A 16283-nucleotide genomic window follows, 5' to 3' on the forward strand; every position below is an offset into this window, starting at 1 on the left:
CTCGCCGGCGTGCTCGGTTTTCCGGCCGCGGTCGCCGCGGGATACGTACCGGTCAAGACCTTCCTCGACATGCCGGCGGAATTCAGCCTCGGCGCGCTGCCGGGCTGGGTCCTGGTGGACTTCGCCGCCTACGTCGTCGCGGGCCTGGTCCTGCTCCTCGGTTCGGTGGCGACGCTCTTCCGCGCGACGGCGGGGGCGGTCCTGCTCGGCCTGGGCGCGTTGCTGGCCATCGGCGCCCTGCTCACCGAGCCGATGTCGGTGGGCGTCCCGCCGGCCCGGTTCGCCGACGCGATGTTCACCCACGGCGGGTTCGCGATGGCCGACCGCGTCGGGTTGGCGGCGCTGGCGGTGCTCGTGCTGGTGCTGGCGTTCCTGCCCCCGACGTTCCGCTACCTGCGTTACCGCACGTCCGTGGTCCCGGTGCTGTCCGGGCAGGGCGCGTACTCGTCCCGGAGCTGGTGAATGGCGGTCGCGGCCCCGCCGAAGCGGGGTACCGGACCGGCGGTCGCCGCGGGGGTGCTCGCCGTGCTCGGCGGCCTTTGGTTCCTGCTGGGCATCTTCTGGGCGAGCCTCGTCCTGGGGTTCGGCCAGCGGGACCTGATGGTCCCCGGCCAGCTCGCCGACGCCGTCATCGGCCTGCTGCTCCTGCTCGGCGGAGTCGCGTTGCTCGGGCGCGCGGAGGCGGGCCGGCTGCTGTGCCTGGTCGCCGCCGTCCTGGCGCTGGTCGCCCCGATCGTCGACATGGCGCTCCGCTACCAGCGCGTCCTCTTCCTCGTGGGCGGCCCCACGGGAATCGACTCCGGCCTGCCGCGCGGGATCGCCGTGGCGGTGCCGTTCGTGGCCCTGCTGGTCCTCGCGGCCCTGCCGGCCACGCGCCGTTGGACACGCCGCTGAGATCCATCCCACCTGACGGGAATGTCAGGGGCGGCCCGTACGCTGAACCAATGGTGGACGACTACTCCGTACTGGGCTTCGAGACACGCGCGATCCACGCCGGTCAGAAGCCCGATCCGCGCACCGGCGCGGTCATCGTGCCGATCTACCAGACCTCGACCTACGCGCAGGACGGCGTGGGCGGGACCCGCGAGGGCGACTACGAATACTCGCGCACCGCGAACCCGACCCGTTCGGCGCTGGAGGAGGCGCTGGCCTCGCTGGAAGGCGGCCGGCACGCGCTGGCCTTCGCGTCCGGCATGGCCGCCTCCGACGTGGTGCTGCGCAGCACCCTCCGCCCCGGTGACCACCTCGTGCTCGGCAACGACGCCTACGGTGGCACGTTCCGCCTGATCGACAAGGTGCTCAGCCTGTGGGGCGTCGAGCACACCGTCGCCGACCTCGCGAACCTCGACGAGGTGCGCGCCGCGATCCGGCCCGAGACCAAGCTGATCTGGTGCGAGTCGCCGACCAACCCGATGCTGGGCATCGCGGACATCGCGGCGCTGGCCGGGGTCGCGCACGACGCCGGTGCCCGCCTGGTGGTCGACAACACCTTCGCGACGCCGTACCTGCAGAACCCGCTGTCGCTGGGTGCGGACATCGTGCTGCACTCGACGACCAAGTACCTCGGTGGCCACTCCGACGTCGTCGGCGGCGCGATCATCACGAACGAGGACGAGCTGCGCGAGCAGTTCTTCTACCTGCGCAACGCCGCGGGCGCGGTGCCGGGGCCGTTCGACGCCTGGCTGACGCTGCGCGGCATCAAGACCCTCGCCCTCCGCATGGAGCGGCACAGCGACAACGCCGAGAAGGTCGTCCAGGCCCTGGTCAAGCACCCGAAGGTGGCGAAGGTCTACTACCCCGGGCTGCCGGAGCACCCGGGCCACGAGACGGCGGCGAAGCAGATGCGGCGCTTCGGCGGGATGGTGTCCTTCAGCCACGTGGACGGCGAGCAGGCCGCGCTGGAGGTGGCTTCGCGCACGAAGCTGTTCATCCTCGCCGAGTCGCTCGGCGGCATCGAGTCGCTGATCGAGCACCCGGGCAAGATGACCCACGCGAGCACCGCGGGTTCGACCCTCCAGGTCCCGGCCGACCTGCTGCGCCTTTCGGTCGGCATCGAGGACGGCCGCGACCTGGTCGACGACCTGCTGGCCGCGCTGGGCTGAGTCCGCCCCGGTCAACTTACGTCGAGGCCGCCGCCGTAGAGCCGCTCCACCCGGAGCCGGATGACCACGCGGCGGTCCTCGACCATGTTCCGCAGGAACGCGGCCTCGTCGCCGGGGTCGCCGAACGGCGCCTGCATCGCGAGCAGCTCCCGGCCGGTCTCGTCCCCGGGCACCGCACTGACCGGTGACACCTCGGCCAGCCCTTCGGCGACGGCGAAGGCCAGGTGGTCGTCGCTGCTGACGTGCAGCGAGGCGTGCGGGTCACGCGCGAGCTGGCGGACCTTCGCCCGCCCCGCCGTGGACCCGATCCGCACCACGCGCTCGTCCGGGTCCCAGGCGTAGGCGACCGTGGACAGGTGCGGGAAGCCGCCGCGGTTGACGGTCGCCAGTGCGCCCAGGCTGTGGGCGGCCAGCAGCCGGCTCGATGCTTCTTCGGTGGGCTTGGCGGGTCCGGGACCGCGGCCCGGCTCGTAAACGGTGGTCACCCGATGATCATCGGGGACCGGTGCACCCGGCGGAAGAAGGCACTTTCGTGTTCCCGGGGAACACGGAGGTAACCCGCCAGGTCAGGGGTTGTAGTTGCCGTGCACGACACCGCCGGGCGACGACGTGCCGGTGGCCGGCAGCTTCGCGCCGTCGACGCAGCCGCCGACCAGCTCGACGTGGCTGTCGTGGCGGATGTACTGGGCCGGGGAGCCGCACGAGGCGTTGTCCACGGTGATGTACGCGGCGCCCGTCAGCGCGGCGGCCGAGGCCAGCCCGATCACCAGCGGGAGCAAGCCGGCGGAGCGGGTGGCGCGAGCCCGTCGGGCCGTGTTCGCGTCGTTGCCCGATGCCATGGTTGCTCCTTGTTTACCGCCTGTTGACGCGACCCAGGGTACCCGGCTCACGGTCCGCTCAACCTGTGGAGTTCCTGAGTGGCATAGTCCGGCCCATGGAACTCGTCACCCTCGAGCGGATCCAGGCCGCCCGGGAGCTCCTCAAAGGAGTGACCCGGGTGACGCCGATGGAGCACGCGCGCGACCTGCGCCGGCTCCACGGCGGGCCAGTGCACCTGAAGTGCGAAAACCTGCAGCGGACCGGGTCGTTCAAGATCCGTGGCGCCTACACCCGCATCCACGGCCTGACCGAGGCCGAACGCGAGCGGGGCGTCGTCGCCGCCAGCGCCGGCAACCACGCGCAGGGCGTCGCGCTGGCGTCGTCGCTGCTCGGTGCCAAGTCGACCGTCTTCATGCCGCTGCGGGCCCCGCTGCCGAAGCTCGCCGCCACCCGCGGCTACGGCGCCGACGTCCACCTGCACGGCGCGCTCCTGGAAGAGACGCTCCGGGCCGCGATCGAGTTCGGCGAGCGGACCGGGGCGGTGTTCATCCACCCCTTCGACCACCCGGACGTCATCGCCGGCCAGGGCACGGTCGGCCTCGAGATCCTCGAGCAGGTACCGGGCGTGAAGACCATCCTGGTCGCCACCGGCGGCGGTGGGCTGGTCGGCGGGGTCGCGTCGGCGGTGAAGGCGCTGCGCCCGGACGTCCGCGTCGTCGGCGTCCAGGCCGAGGAAGCCGCGGCGTACCCGCCGTCGCTGGCCGCGGGCGCGCCGGTGCGGCTGAGCACGACCTCGACCATGGCCGACGGGATCGCGGTCGGCGAACCCGGCCTGGTCAGCTTCGCCCACGTCGAGTCGCTGGTCGACGACGTCGTGACGGTGTCCGAGCAGTTCCTCTCCCGCGCCGTGCTGCTGTGCCTGGAGCGGCGGAAGCTGGTGGTCGAGCCGGCCGGCGCGGCGACGGTCGCCGCGCTGCTGCAGCACCCCGGCGTGTTCGAGCCGCCGGTGGTGGCCATCCTCTCCGGCGGCAACGTCGACCCGGTGCTGCTGCTGCAGATCATCCAGCACGGCATGACGGCGGGCGGCCGCTACCTGCACCTGAGGCTGCGGGTCCCGGACCGCCCCGGCTCGCTGGTCGGCGTGCTGTCCTGCGTCAGCGAACTGGGCGCGAACGTCCTCGACGTCGAGCACTCGCGCATCTCCGGCAGCCTGGACCTCGGTGAGGCCGACGTCGCGCTTTCGCTGGAGACCCGCGGCCCCGAGCACTGCAAGGAAGTCGAGGTCGCGCTGACGAACGCGGGCTACACGGTCGTCTGATCTTCCCCGGTGATCGCCGCCAACGCGAGGTCCTTGGCGGGTTCGGGGACCTCCGAAGGCGCGGTGAACCGGCGGGCCCGGATGTGGGCGACCAGGTCCGGGTCCGGCGGCACGCCGTGCTCACGCAGGTAGTACGCCACCGCGCCGGGCCAGGCCCAGGCGCCGTCGGTGCGGAAGTTCATCGGCACCGCGTCCGGGCGGTCCGGCGCGAACGCGTCCGGGCCGTTGCTGCGCGAGGCCAGGATGACCGGCGCGGCGTCGAGGTACGCGAGCACCCGCTCGGCCTCCGCCGGGACGAGCGGCTGACGGCGCACGAGCGGCTTGCCCGAGGCGTCGAGGCCGTCGTAGATGCGCGGGGTCCGCACCGCACCCCCGGCCGCCGGCGGCGTCAGCCCGGCACGGTCTCGCAGCCAGCCGGGGATGTGTTCATCGGCTCGCGGAAAGAACCGCAGCTCGTCCTGGAACCCCAGCGGCGGCGGCTGCTGCCGGAACGGCGGTTCGAGGTCGGGGCGCACGAAATCGACGTGCGGGGATTCCAGCCCGGGCTCGAAGACCAGGATCGCGCCGAGCCAGGTGCCGGCGCCGGGCCGGTACATGCCCGACCGCAGCACGCCGAGCAGCCGCACCACCTCCGGCGGCGGCTGCAGCACGCGGGGCCGCCCGTCCGGGCCGGTCACCAGCAGGTCGGCCTCGACGTGGCGGCCCGCGGCGCGGTATTCGACCCGCAGCTGCCCCCACCCCGGCGGCAGCTGGGCGGCCAGCACCGCGCCGATCTGCCGGACGAGCTCCTGCTGCTGCTCCGGCCGCAGCGGTCCCGGTGGCTGCGTCATGGTCAGGCCCCTTCGGCGCCTTGGCGCAGCCAGTCCGGCGTGCGCCGCTCGGAGCGGGGATAGCGCCGCAGCTCCTCGGCGTACGCCTCGGCGGGCGGCGGCTGCTGGAAGCCCGGGTCTTCGGTCGTGTTGAACTGCGCCTTGACCGAATCGGGGAACTTGACCTCGTACTTCACGCTCACCCACGTGCCCCGGCCGTCGGACAGCGAGGCGGCGCGGTGGCGGCGCAGCAGGTCGAGCACCTGCTCCGGCGGCGTCCACGGGTACACCGTCCCGGTGAGCGTGTGCACGATCGCGCCGGATTCTTCGTAGTCGCCGACCGCACGGTATTGCAGCTGCAGGTAGTCCCAGCCCGGCGGCAGCGCGAACGCCAAGTGGTCGTTGAGGTCGCGCAGCAGGTCGTTCGGCTCGTCGGCGGCCTTCCGGCCGCCGCTCTCGCCCTTGCGCTCCCGGTACCAGGCGGGCAGCCACTCGTCGTCGCGGTGGAAGACCTCGAAGTCCTCGTCGAAGGCGTCGGTCTCGATCGGCGGGTCCCACATCGGGTCGAGGTCGTAGTTGTAGACGACCTGGTACGCCCCCGACGGTTCGACCGTCAACCGCAGGGAAAGCCAGGTCCCGCGCCCGCGCGAGTACTTCTTGTTCCGCAGCTCGTGCAGCAGCGGGCTGACGTCGGGGGGCGGTTCCATGTGCGCGGCGCTCCCGTCCGGCATGACGACCGCCAGCGAGATCTCCTCGACCGACGTGGTCAGCCGGACGGTCATGTCGATCCGCAGCCAGCCTTCCGGCGCGGCCTCCATCAGCCAGCCGGCGATCCAGCGGACCACCTGCTCCGGTTCCGCGTCCCGCAGGTCAGGTCCGGGTGGGGGGTACCACGGGGGCTGGGTTCGGGGCATTGCGGAAGCTCCTGTAGTTGTAGGTGCGGGTGCCGTCGGGGTGGATTCTCTCGGACATCACGTGCAGGCGGTCGGGGGTCTCCCCGACCGACGGCGCGTCCCCGTAGACCCGGACGAGCCCGTGGTCCCCGCCTCGGTTTTCGAACGTCTGGCGGTCGATCTCCATCCGCCGCCAGTTGTCCGGGTCGTTCTTCACGCTGTGGTTCTCGTAGTAGTCCTGCGGCACCATGCCGAGGCGGCCCTGGAGCCCGCCGGAGCGGTGGTCGGCCGTGTGCCCACCGCGGTTGACGCTGCTGCCGGGGTGGTCCGCCAGGCCGGTGTGCCCGAGTTCGCGCTGCACCCGTTCGTCGACCCGCCGCTGCGCCGGGCTGCTGTAGTCGGGCTCCCACGAAACGGCCGCGTTGCCGTGCGCGTCGGAGTGGTAGTGCATGTCGCCGATTTCGTACTTGACCCCGCGCACCGGCATGCCCTCGGGACGGCCCCCGTGCTGGTCGTGCCGGGTGTTCGCGTCACCCGTCTCCGGGTTGATCATGCCGCGTTCGTTGTCGTGCCAGGTCTTGACGTGCGTGAACTCCGGCGGGTTCTCCCCGTTGGTGTAGAAGGTGCCGTGCCACTGGTCGGTGCCGTCGGGCGCCCTCGAGTAGATCTCGTACCGGCTGTTGGGCCGGAGGTCCTCCGGCGGCGTGGCCCCGAAGGGACCGTCGCCGTCGTGGCTCGGGTCGTACCCGGTGATCCGGCGTTCGGTGATCGGCCGCTCCGGCGTGTCGAGGGGCGGGTCGAAGTGGTCGAGGTCGAGCTCCGGCTGGCCGTGCGCGTCCGTCCGGAACTCGAAGTGCCCTTCGCCGGTGTTGACCCGGTACTGGACGTCGCCGAGCAGGTGCGAGCAGTCGGGGTTGCCGACCTGCAGCTTCGGGTCCAGATCGGGGCCGACGCGGGTGTTCGGCACGTCGGCGTCGACGTGCGTGATCCGCGGCGGCACCTCGTCGTTGGTGTAGACGCGGGTGAAGCGGCCGTTGGGGTCGGTGATCTCGTACCGCGTGTTCGGTTCGAGGTGCCGCGGGTGCGCCGGGTCGAAGAACCGCTCACCCGGCTGGAGGACGAGCGGCTTGTCGTGCTTGAACTCCGGTTCCTGCCAGCCGCCGTCGATGTCGTGCATGTCGGGGTGGTCCTTGCCCCGGCTGAGCGCGCTGTCGGCGTCGACGTCGTGCGCGTCCCCGTGGTGGGTGTCCGGCGCGAAGCCGTCGTCCCCGGCCCGGTGCACGGAGCCGTCCGGGCGGTGGGTGTTCCACTCGCCGTCCGGCGGGATCCGCGGCCGCATGCGCCCGTCGGGGCCGATCTCGTAGTCGGAGGAGAAGACACGGCCGTGCGAGTCGGTCCAGGCGGGCCTGGTGGGGGCGAGCACTTCGGTGTCGAGCTCGCGCGACAGCCGGTGCGCGAAGTCGTTCGAGCTCGCGTCGCACCCGATCAGCCGGACCGGGCGGCCGTCGTAGTCGGCGTTGCGGCGCAGGATGTCCGCGAATTCCTCGGGCGTGTACAGCCGGTCGCCGATCCGGGCGTGGCCATCGGGCGTGACGTGCACGTCGACGGTGTAGCGCCCATCCGGGTCGGGGTGCACGCGGTGCGGCAGGTCGCCCATCTCCGGGTCGCCCGCGTGGTACGAGCTGCCCGACGGCGTGCTCTCGGAGTGCCGCGCGTTCACCTCGTCCGGGGTGAGCGGCCCGGAGTCACCGGCGTGCGGGCCGCCGTCGGGGTCGTGGGGGCCGTTCTCGTGCGGGCCCCCTTCGTGGGGACCGTGGCCGGGAGGGCCGCCGTCGGGACCGTGCGGGCCGCCGGGGCCGTGCGTGCCGGGACCGCCGGGCCGTGCGCCCGGCGGCGGAGTGCCGGGGCCGTGTGTGCCGGGGCCGAAGCCGCGGGCGGCCGGTGCGGGAGCTTGGGGGCTGTGCGTGCCGGGGCCGCCGGACCGGGCGGCCGGAGCGGGAGCGTCGGGCGTGCGGGGCGCGGGGCGTCCGCCGGGCAGGTCGCCGCCGGTGCGGGGCCGGGCGGGGGCGTCGACGTGGGCACCGGGGCTGCCGGGCGTGCCCGTCCAGCCCGGGCCGCCGCCGGTGCGCGGCGACCCGCCGCCGGGACCACCGCCGCCGGGAGTACCACCGGGTGCGCCGCCGGGTGGCATGCCGCCGCTCGGCATCGGCTGGCCGCCCGGCGCGGGCGTGCCGTCGCCACCTCGGGGCGACGGCACCTGCGTGCCCGGGTCACCGGTCCGAGGCGCGACGGGAGCGGTCCCGCTGGCCGAGGTGCCATCGGCTCGCGGCGGCGCGGCACTGCTCGGGGTGTCGGCGCCGGAGTGCGTCCCGGGCGCATCCGACCGGGCGGCGGGCGAAGAGCCGGAGTGCGCGGGACCGCTCCCGTCGGCGTGGTTCGGCGAGCCGGAGTGCGTGGGCGCCGGGCTGGTGTCGCCCGCGCGGGTCGGCGCGGGAGCACTGTCCGCGCCACGAGCCGGGGAGGGGCCGGAATCTCCGGTGTGTGAGGGGGTGCCGTTGCCGCTGTGGGTGGGTGGCGGGGTGGTGTCTGCGCCGCGGGCCGGCGAGGGGCTGGAGTCTCCGGTGCGGGAGGGGGTGCCGTCGCTTCCGCGGGTGGGCGAGGGGCTGGAGTCTCCGGTGTGGGAGGGCGTGCTGTCGCTTCCGCGGGCCGGGGACGGGCTGGAGTCTCCGGTGTGCGAGGGCGGGCCGTCGGTGCCGCGGGTGGGCGAGGGGCCCGATTCTCCGGTGTGCGAGGGCGGGCCATCGCTTCCGCGGGTGGGCGAGGAACCGGAGTCTCCGGTGTGCGAGGGGGTGTCGTCGCTTCCGCGGGTGGGCGACGGGCTCGAGTCGCCTGGGTGCGAAGAAGTCCCGTCGCCCGTGTCCCCGGTGCGGGACGAGTCACCCGACCGGGCGGAGGGATTGCTCTCACCGGAGCGAGCCGCCGACGGGCTGCCGTCCGGGGTGCTGTCGCCGCCGTGTGCCGTGCCGTCTCCGTCGGCCCCGGAGGACCGTGAACCGTCTCCGTCGGCTCCACGCGACGAGGAACCGTCCGGCGAATCCGGGTCCGCGTGACCGTCACCGCCGTCGGGCGAGTCGCCGTGTGCGCGGGCGTGGACTCCGCCCCCCTCGCCCTTGGGGATCTTGTGGACGAAGCCGCCTTCCTTGACCTTCAGCCCGTCCAGGCCGCTGACCTTGCCCAGTACCTTGCCGAAGACCTTCGCGATCTTCTCGAAGATGTCCACGAGCTTCGAAAGCAGCGGCGAAACTTTCCGGATCGTGTCGGTCAGCTTCTTGAGCAGCTCGCCGATCTTCTTGCCCCACTTGGCAATCGCGGCCGACGCCTGGGCGACGACGACCGGCGTGCCGAAGCCGAGGGAGAAGACTTCCTCCATCACCCACGCGATGAGCTTGCCGACCAGGTCGGCGATCAGCTGCCGCACCGTCTCGCGCACGAACGAGACGACCTGGCCCATGATCATCGTGACCGTGCTGATCGCGCCGGCCACCGTCGCCGCGCCGGACAGGGCTTCGCTGTGCTCGGCCGCGAACTTGCGGTACGCGTCCGCGCCCGCGCCGGTCCAGCCCGTCGTGCCGTTCTTGACCGCGTTGTCGAAGTCGGTCTTCCGCTCGCCGAGCGCCTTCGAGACGTTGCCCCAGGTGTCCGCATAGGACTGGATCACCGGCGGGTTGCCCGCGACGGAGTCCAGCATGTCCTTCAACGGCTGCACGTGCTCCATCAGGAACGACGCCACCGACGACATCAGGTACCCGAACGGGTCGATCGCCGCCCCGGCGATCTCGCCGGCCAGCGACAGCATGCCGAGGCCGCCGGAAACCCAGTCGCCGTCCTTGATCCCGTTGAACGCGTCCATCGACGACTCGGCGATGCCGATGCCGCCGGCCCAGCCGTAGTCGCCGTTGCCCGCCGTGAACGCGCCCGGCCCGTCCGGGTCCTTCTTGGCGTCCGCGACGAGCGGGTTCCCCTCCGGCATCAGGCACCGTCCACGGACTTGTTCAGGTCGTCGGCGACGCCGCCTTCGTACTTGTGGTAGGCCGCCGCGGCCTCGCGGACCTTCCCGGACACGGCCGTCATCGCCTGCACGGCGTCCTTGAGCGCGTCGATCCCGTACTGCTCCACCGGATCGAGCAGCATCCGGAACGGCTGGCAGAGGATGCCGTACGCGTCGGTCGGCATGCTCACCTGGTTCGCCGCGTCGACGGCCTGCTGCAGCCCGTCACCGATGGCGTCGAGCTGCTTCGCGTGCGCCGTCAGGTCGGTGCTGAGTTCCACATCCGTCATCGGTTCCCCCTCAGGAAAGAATCGGTCCGCCGAAGTCGTCGTCGTCTTCGTCGCCGCCCGGACGGCGACGGCGCGGTGGCGGCGGGGTGCGCGGCGCCGCGGGCGGCGGCTCCTCGGCGTCGTCCGGCAGGAACCGGCGGACGCGGTCGGGTTCCGGGAACGCCGGTTCGGCCTCGGGCGGCGGTTCCGGGAACGTGCTCTGCGCCTCGCGGACGATCTCGGCCGCGGCCTGGTCGCCGGTGCCGGTGGTCTCCGTCATGGCCTGCTGCAGCAGCTCGGGAATCCGTGCCTGCGCCCGCTGCACCAGCTGCATGACCTGCGCCGACACCTCGGCCATCCGCTTGCCGGCCGCCGACTCCGCGATCACGAGGTTCTTCAGCAGCCCGCGGGAATCGACGGTCACCTGAACGGACCCGTCCTTCGACCGCTCGGTGACCGACTGGCCCTGCATGCGATCGGCCAGCGCCTGGTACCGGGCGGCGTTCTCCTCGAGCCGCTTGGTCCAGTTGTCGATCATCGCGTCGCTGGCGTCGATGCTGTCCGGCATCACGGCCCCTTCTCTCTGCTTCCCCACACTGACGGATCCCGGGTCCCGCCGGTTCCCGATTCACGTCAAAGGCCACCATAGGGGACCAGCAGGTCTCCTACGGTGGCCTTCGCCGAGATGTGTCAGAGGTTGCCTCGGCGCTGTGCTGATGGCGCCTCGGCGTTAAAGATTGCCTCGGCGCTCCTGCTCCCGCTCGATGGCTTCGAACAGCGCCTTGAAGTTGCCCTTGCCGAAGCCGAGCGAGCCGTGCCGCTCGATCAGCTCGTAGAACACCGTCGGGCGGTCGCCGATCGGCTTCGTGAAGATCTGCAGCAGGTAGCCGTCCTCGTCGCGGTCGACCAGGATGCTGTGCTCCTTCAGCGTCTCGATCGACACGCGGACGTTGCCGATCCGGGCCCGCAGCTCCGGGTCGTCGTAGTAGGAGTCCGGCGTGTCGAGGAACTCGACGCCGGCGGCGCGCATCGCCGTCACCGTGGCGATGATGTCGTTGGTGGCCAGCGCGATGTGCTGGCAGCCGGCACCGCCGTAGAACTCGAGGTACTCGTCGATCTGCGACTTCTTCTTCGCCACGGCCGGCTCGTTCAGCGGGAACTTGACCCGGTGGTTGCCGTTCGAGACGACCTTGCTCATCAGCGCCGAGTACTCGGTCGCGATGTCGTCGCCGACGAACTCCGCCATGTTCACGAAGCCCATGACGCGGTGGTACCAGTCGACCCAGTAGTCCATCTTGCCGAGCTCGACGTTGCCGACGCAGTGGTCGACGGCCTGGAACAGCCGCTTCGGCGCACCTTCGGGCCGCTTGACCGTGCTCTCGCGCGGCTCGTAGCCGGGCAGGTAGACGCCCTTGTAGCGCGACCGGTCGACCAGCGAGTGGCGGGTCTCGCCGTAGGTCGCGATCGCGGCGACGCGCACGGTGCCGTGCTCGTCGGAGACGTCGTGCGGCTCCTCGAGGACGGTCGCGCCCTGCGCGCGGGCGTGCTCGATGCACTTGTCGACGTCGGTGGTCTCCAGCGCCAGGTCGATGACGCCGTCACCGTGCTTGCGGTGGTGGTCCAGCAGCGGCGAGTCCGGCTTCACCCCGCCGGTGATGACGAACCGGGCCGAGCCGGACTTCAGCACGTAGGACTTGCGCTCGAAGTCGCCGGTCTCGGGTCCCGAGTACGCGACGAGCTGCATCCCGAACGCGATCTGGTAGTACCAGGCGGTCTGGGTGGCGTTGCCGGCGATGAACACCACCGCGTCCATGGCCTTGACCGGGAACGGGTCGGTCGAGGCGTCGTGGTCGACGAGCCCGACCAGCTGACGCAGCTGGTCATAGCTGACGTCGTCGAGGGCACCCTGGGGTTCGGCAGTCTGGGTCATACCCGAAGGATCAACCCAGCGAGGCAAGTTGAGCAATGGAGCGAGAATTTACTGGGCAAGATGACCGGTGATCATGGGAGATCGGCCGTCATCGTGGACAATCTGCGCATGCCGGAGAACCTGGATGCGCTGGATGCGCGACTGCTGCTGTTGCTCACCGACTCCCCGCGCCTGGGGGTGCTGGAGTGCGCGCGGCGGCTCGGCGTCGCCCGCGGCACGGTCCAGGCCCGCCTCGACCGCCTCACCGAGCGCGGCATCCTCGGCGGCTTCCCGCCGGAACTCGACCTGGCGGCGATGGGCTACGGCCTGACGGCGTTCGCCGTGCTGGAGATCGCGCAGGGCCGTCGCGCGGAGGTCGCGGAGGCGCTTGCCGCGATCGACGAGGTGTGCGAGGTCCACGCGACGACCGGCCAGGGCGACCTGTTCGTCCGCATGGTCGCGCGCGGCAACGACGACCTGCAGCGGGTGATCGACAAGGTGGTGGGCGTCCCTGACGTCCTGCGCACGTCGACGTCGATCGCGCTGTCGACGCCGGTGCCGCCGCGGGTCCGCCCCCTGCTGGAGCGGACCGCGCGGGGCTGAGGGCTCAGCCCTCGTCGGCCACGTGGGCCAGGTACCGCTTGGCCGAGCGCTGGACGACCTCGAAGCCGTCGGTCCGCACGATCGCGTCCCACCAGGCGCCGTAGATCGCCTCGAAGCGGTACCCCGCCAGCAGCTCCGCCGCGCGGCGGACGACGTGGGGCCGCTCCGGGACCAGGTTCGGGTAGCTGTACATGAAGCCGACGTGCGTGCGGTCGGGGATCACCTGCACGATGTCGCCGGACAGCAGCGCGCCCCAGCCGTCTTCGCCGTCCGGCCAGTGCAGCACCGTGCCGCCGGTGAAGTGCACGCCGAGGTTGATCAGCCGCAGGTCGTCGGCGACGTCGAGGGTGGTGCCCGACCACAGCTCCACCGCCGGGTCGGGCCGGCCGATCCACTGCTGGTCGCCCTCGTGCAGGTGGATCGGCACGTCGAACGCGCGCGCCCACTCCACCATCGTCGTGTAGTAGTGCGGGTGGCTGATCGCGATGCCGGTGAGGCCGCCCAGGTCACGGACCTGCTGGATCAGGGCGTCGTCCAGGTACGCCGCGCAGTCCCAGAGGAAGTTCCCCGAGCCGGCCCGCACCAGCAGCGCGCGCTGGCCGATCGCGAACCCCGGGTCCGAGCCGACACCGATGATGCCGGGGCCCTGTTCCTCGATCCGCGGGGTGTAGGTGCCGCTTTCGCGGAGGGCGGACAGGTTCGTCCACTGCTGCCCGGACCGCGGGACGTACTGGCGTTCGTCCTCGCAGATCGGGCAGTCCTCGCGGGCTGCGGCGTACTGCATGCCGCAGGCCTGGCACATCGGTTCGGTGCTCACGACTTCGTCCTCCCAGAATGTGGATCCTGGGAGGACACGCTAGCCGGGCTATTTCGCGTCGGTGTACGGAACCGCCTTGACGAGCGTCACCTTCTGGACCTTGCCGTTGGGCAGTTCGTATTCGCGGGACTCGCCTTCCTTGGCGCCGAGCAGCGCCTTGCCGAGCGGCGATTCCGGGGAATACACGTCGAGTTCGCCCTCGGCGCCCTCTTCGCGGGTGGCGAGCAGGAACTTCTCGTCCTCGTCGTCACCCTCGTACCGCACGGTGAGCACCTTGCCCGGGCCGGCGGTGCCGTCGTTCGCGGGCTTCTCGCCGACCTTGGCCGAGCGCAGCAGCTCCTGCAGGTGCCGGATGCGCGCTTCGGCCTGGCCCTGCTCCTCGCGAGCCGCGTGGTAACCGCCGTTTTCCTTGAGGTCACCTTCTTCGCGGCTGTCGTTGATGCGCGCGGCGATGACCGGACGATTCTCGATCATTTCGTCGAGCTCGTGCTTGAGCCGGTCGTAGGCATCCTGGGTGAGCCAGGTCACCTTGGTGTCGCTCACGGTCACCATCTCCTCGTCGGGCCTGCCAGGCTTGCGTGTTCAAGCCGGCCCACGCGGGCCTAGGTGCCCGCGTGGCTGAGATAAAGGAAAAACACGGCCCGTCGTGGGCCGTGCTGAGGGGTCAGAGTATCACGGCGCGAGAGGTCGACGCCCATTATTTCCCCGCGCCCTGGGCGTTGAGCGCGCGGTTCACCCCGTTGGCCGCTATGGGGTTGACAGATACCGTGGTATAGCGTACGAGCAGCCGAAGACGTCGGCCGTCACCGGTTCGCCGATGCTCTTGATCGTCGTGGTGATCCGGTTGTGCTTCGCGCCGGCGGGGATCAGGAGCTCTTTGCGGCCGCTCTCGGCGCCGGTCTTGTCGCGGGCGCGGACGACGCACACGCCCGGCCTGTTGTCGTCGTCCCGGGTGACGTTGAGGGTGATTTCCATCGCGTTGCCCGGTTTCGCGCTGAACGCGACGCGCTCGGCGTCGATCGGCGCCGAGCCGAGGTTGACGTACGCGACCCAGGCGATCAGGCCGCTGACCAGCAGGGCGATGGCCAGGAAGAGCCAGCGCCGCCAGCGCCGGGACGTCTGCACGCGCCCGGTGCCGTACCGGCCCTCGGGCAGTGCGGGCGCACTGCCACCGACGGCCGTTTTCGCCGGTCCGCCTGCCAACCCGGGCCTCCTGCTCGTTCTTGTCGTACCCGTGGGGACAATGGTGACGCGGGTACGTCTCGAGTATCCGCCCGCTGGGTGGGCGACCCGCAGGTGGGTCGCGGAATAAGGGCAGAAGGGGAGTCGTTCGGAGCATGGTGGACGCCGACGAGCTGAGGAACACCGCCAACCCGCGCCTGCGCCTGATGGCCGTGCACGCGCACCCGGACGACGAGTCGAGCAAGGGTGCCGCCACGATGGCGCGCTACGCCGCCGAAGGTCACGAGGTGCTGGTCGTCACGTGCACCGGGGGCGAAGCAGGCAGCATCCTGAACCCGGCCATGGACCGGCCCGAGGTGCTGGCGAACATGAGCGAAATCCGCCGCGAGGAGATGGCCCGGGCGGCCAAGATCCTCGGCGTGAGCCAGCACTGGCTGGGCTTCGTCGACTCCGGCCTGCCGGAGGGCGACCCGCTGCCGCCGGTGCCGGAGGGGTCGTTCGCCGTCGTGCCGCTGGAGGAGTCCACCGAGGCGCTGGTGCGCGTGATCCGGGAGTTCCGCCCGCACGTGATCACGACCTACGACGAGAACGGCGGCTACCCGCACCCCGACCACATCCGCACCCACGAGGTGTCGATGGCGGCGTGGGACGCGGCGCCGGACCCGAGCCGCTTCCCCGACGCCGGCGAGCCGTGGCAGCCGCTGAAGCTGTACTACATGCACGGCTTCTCGCGCGCCCGGATGGTGCTGTTCGACGAGGCGCTCAAGGAGGCCGGCCTGGAGTCGCCGTACACCGAGTGGCTGGCGAACTGGGACCCGAACCGGGGCGATGTGATGGAGCGGGTGACGACCCGCGTCGAGTGCAGTGAATACTTCGAGGTGCGGGACGAGGCGCTGAAGGCGCACGCCACGCAGATCGACCCGACCAGCCGCTGGTTCGCCGTGCCCCGGGAGATGCAGCGCGAGGTCTGGCCGACCGAGGAGTACGAGCTGGTGAAGTCGCTGGTCGACAGCACGTTGCCGGAGGACGACCTGTTCGCCGGCATCGCCGGCGCCGAGGAGAAGGTGAACACATGAGTCTGACGCTGCCGGCCGGCGTGGCCCTTCCGGTGACCGCGTCGGCCCTGGTCTTGACGCAGCAGCCGGGCAACGGCGACAACGGCGGGCAGGGGGAGGACTTCGGCAAGTCCTCCCCGGTCGGCTTCCTGGTGCTGATCCTGTTCCTCATCGCGGTGGCCTTCCTGGTCCGCTCGATGACCAAGCACCTCAAGCGCGTCCCGGCGAGCTTCGACGACCCGCCGGCTGCGGAGGCGGCCGACGAGCCGCCGGCCGAGGCCCCCGCGGAGCCGGAGAAGAAGCAGCCGAACGGCGCTTCCTCCGCGAAGTCGGACTAGCCGGACCCAGCGCCCCAAGGTGGCCTTGGGTGCGTTGGACGCACCGAGGGCCACATTGGGTGCGTTGGACGCACCGAGGGCCACATTGGGTGCGTTGGACGCACCGAGGGCCACATTGGGT

Annotated in this window: 18 protein-coding genes; 7 read left to right on the forward strand and 11 right to left on the reverse strand. The window is 71.5% G+C overall.

The features are described from left to right. Nucleotides 1-9 precede the first annotated feature (9 nt). From AB0M30_RS31745 to AB0M30_RS31755, 3 genes are read left to right on the forward strand one after another with little or no spacing between them, the layout of a single operon-like run. A complete protein-coding gene (locus tag AB0M30_RS31745; protein WP_364591225.1) occupies nucleotides 10-462 on the forward strand; it encodes a hypothetical protein in 453 nt (150 codons plus the stop codon). Then, the gene (locus tag AB0M30_RS31750; protein ID WP_364591228.1) at nucleotides 463-894 is read left to right on the forward strand and encodes a hypothetical protein; all 432 of its coding nucleotides are present in this window, start codon (nucleotides 463-465) and stop codon (nucleotides 892-894) included. Between the two features lie 50 nt (nucleotides 895-944). Continuing rightward, on the forward strand, nucleotides 945-2102 hold the full coding sequence (locus AB0M30_RS31755; RefSeq protein ID WP_103337014.1) for a cystathionine gamma-synthase: 1158 nt from the start codon (nucleotides 945-947) through the stop codon (nucleotides 2100-2102). 11 nt (nucleotides 2103-2113) lie between these two features. Here the strand turns inward: AB0M30_RS31755 and AB0M30_RS31760 are convergent, their stop codons facing one another. Further along, nucleotides 2114-2587, reverse strand: a complete 474-nt coding sequence (locus AB0M30_RS31760; RefSeq protein WP_364591231.1) for a TIGR03618 family F420-dependent PPOX class oxidoreductase — start codon at nucleotides 2585-2587, stop codon at nucleotides 2114-2116. 81 nt (nucleotides 2588-2668) lie between these two features. Then, nucleotides 2669-2941, reverse strand: coding sequence for a hypothetical protein (locus AB0M30_RS31765; RefSeq protein WP_103337016.1), 273 nt, complete (start codon nucleotides 2939-2941; stop codon nucleotides 2669-2671). A gap of 95 nt (nucleotides 2942-3036) precedes the next feature. On the opposite strand from AB0M30_RS31765, the gene ilvA reads away from it, so the two are divergent. Further along, nucleotides 3037-4239, forward strand: coding sequence for a threonine ammonia-lyase (gene ilvA / locus AB0M30_RS31770; RefSeq protein ID WP_364591234.1), 1203 nt, complete (start codon nucleotides 3037-3039; stop codon nucleotides 4237-4239). On the opposite strand, the gene AB0M30_RS31775 is transcribed toward ilvA, so the two are convergent. From AB0M30_RS31775 to hppD, 6 genes are all read right to left on the reverse strand, one after another. Continuing rightward, on the reverse strand, nucleotides 4224-5069 hold the full coding sequence (locus AB0M30_RS31775; protein WP_364591237.1) for a ferredoxin: 846 nt from the start codon (nucleotides 5067-5069) through the stop codon (nucleotides 4224-4226). The genes ilvA and AB0M30_RS31775 overlap by 16 nt on opposite strands. 2 nt (nucleotides 5070-5071) lie before the next feature. Further along, entirely contained in the window at nucleotides 5072-5962 is an 891-nt protein-coding gene (locus tag AB0M30_RS31780) for a hypothetical protein (RefSeq protein ID WP_364591240.1), read from the reverse strand. Beyond that, nucleotides 5919-9971, reverse strand: a complete 4053-nt coding sequence (locus AB0M30_RS31785) for a hypothetical protein (protein ID WP_364591243.1) — start codon at nucleotides 9969-9971, stop codon at nucleotides 5919-5921. Before AB0M30_RS31785 ends, AB0M30_RS31780 begins: the two co-directional genes overlap by 44 nt. Next, nucleotides 9971-10279 (reverse strand): type VII secretion target, encoded by a 309-nt coding sequence (locus tag AB0M30_RS31790; protein WP_103337020.1) that lies wholly within the window; start codon nucleotides 10277-10279, stop codon nucleotides 9971-9973. Before AB0M30_RS31790 ends, AB0M30_RS31785 begins: the two co-directional genes overlap by 1 nt. Before the next feature lie 10 nt (nucleotides 10280-10289). Beyond that, entirely contained in the window at nucleotides 10290-10826 is a 537-nt protein-coding gene (locus AB0M30_RS31795) for a YbaB/EbfC family nucleoid-associated protein (RefSeq protein WP_364591246.1), read from the reverse strand. Nucleotides 10827-10988: 162 nt separating this feature from the next. Beyond that, entirely contained in the window at nucleotides 10989-12188 is a 1200-nt protein-coding gene (gene hppD / locus AB0M30_RS31800; protein ID WP_364591249.1) for a 4-hydroxyphenylpyruvate dioxygenase, read from the reverse strand. A gap of 108 nt (nucleotides 12189-12296) precedes the next feature. Here hppD and AB0M30_RS31805 point away from each other — a divergent pair, with 108 nt between their 5' ends. Next, complete coding sequence (locus AB0M30_RS31805) at nucleotides 12297-12770, forward strand: Lrp/AsnC family transcriptional regulator (RefSeq protein WP_285993949.1); 474 nt, start codon at nucleotides 12297-12299, stop codon at nucleotides 12768-12770. A 4-nt stretch (nucleotides 12771-12774) separates the two neighbouring features. Here AB0M30_RS31805 and AB0M30_RS31810 read toward each other — a convergent pair whose 3' ends face one another. The 3 genes from AB0M30_RS31810 to AB0M30_RS31820 form a co-directional block, all read right to left on the reverse strand. After that, entirely contained in the window at nucleotides 12775-13587 is an 813-nt protein-coding gene (locus AB0M30_RS31810; RefSeq protein WP_364591252.1) for an MBL fold metallo-hydrolase, read from the reverse strand. A gap of 48 nt (nucleotides 13588-13635) precedes the next feature. Beyond that, complete coding sequence (gene greA / locus AB0M30_RS31815) at nucleotides 13636-14139, reverse strand: transcription elongation factor GreA (protein WP_013229826.1); 504 nt, start codon at nucleotides 14137-14139, stop codon at nucleotides 13636-13638. 195 nt (nucleotides 14140-14334) lie between these two features. Next, nucleotides 14335-14790 (reverse strand): DUF4307 domain-containing protein, encoded by a 456-nt coding sequence (locus tag AB0M30_RS31820; RefSeq protein ID WP_364591255.1) that lies wholly within the window; start codon nucleotides 14788-14790, stop codon nucleotides 14335-14337. 134 nt (nucleotides 14791-14924) lie between these two features. On the opposite strand from AB0M30_RS31820, the gene mca reads away from it, so the two are divergent. Together mca and AB0M30_RS31830 are read left to right on the forward strand one after the other, a co-directional pair. After that, on the forward strand, nucleotides 14925-15845 hold the full coding sequence (gene mca / locus AB0M30_RS31825; protein WP_364591258.1) for a mycothiol conjugate amidase Mca: 921 nt from the start codon (nucleotides 14925-14927) through the stop codon (nucleotides 15843-15845). Further along, on the forward strand, nucleotides 15842-16162 hold the full coding sequence (locus AB0M30_RS31830) for a hypothetical protein (RefSeq protein ID WP_364591261.1): 321 nt from the start codon (nucleotides 15842-15844) through the stop codon (nucleotides 16160-16162). Before mca ends, AB0M30_RS31830 begins: the two co-directional genes overlap by 4 nt. Nucleotides 16163-16283: the final 121 nt, after the last annotated feature.

The organism is Amycolatopsis sp. NPDC051716, from assembly GCF_040681595.1.
Classification (GTDB): domain Bacteria; phylum Actinomycetota; class Actinomycetes; order Mycobacteriales; family Pseudonocardiaceae; genus Amycolatopsis.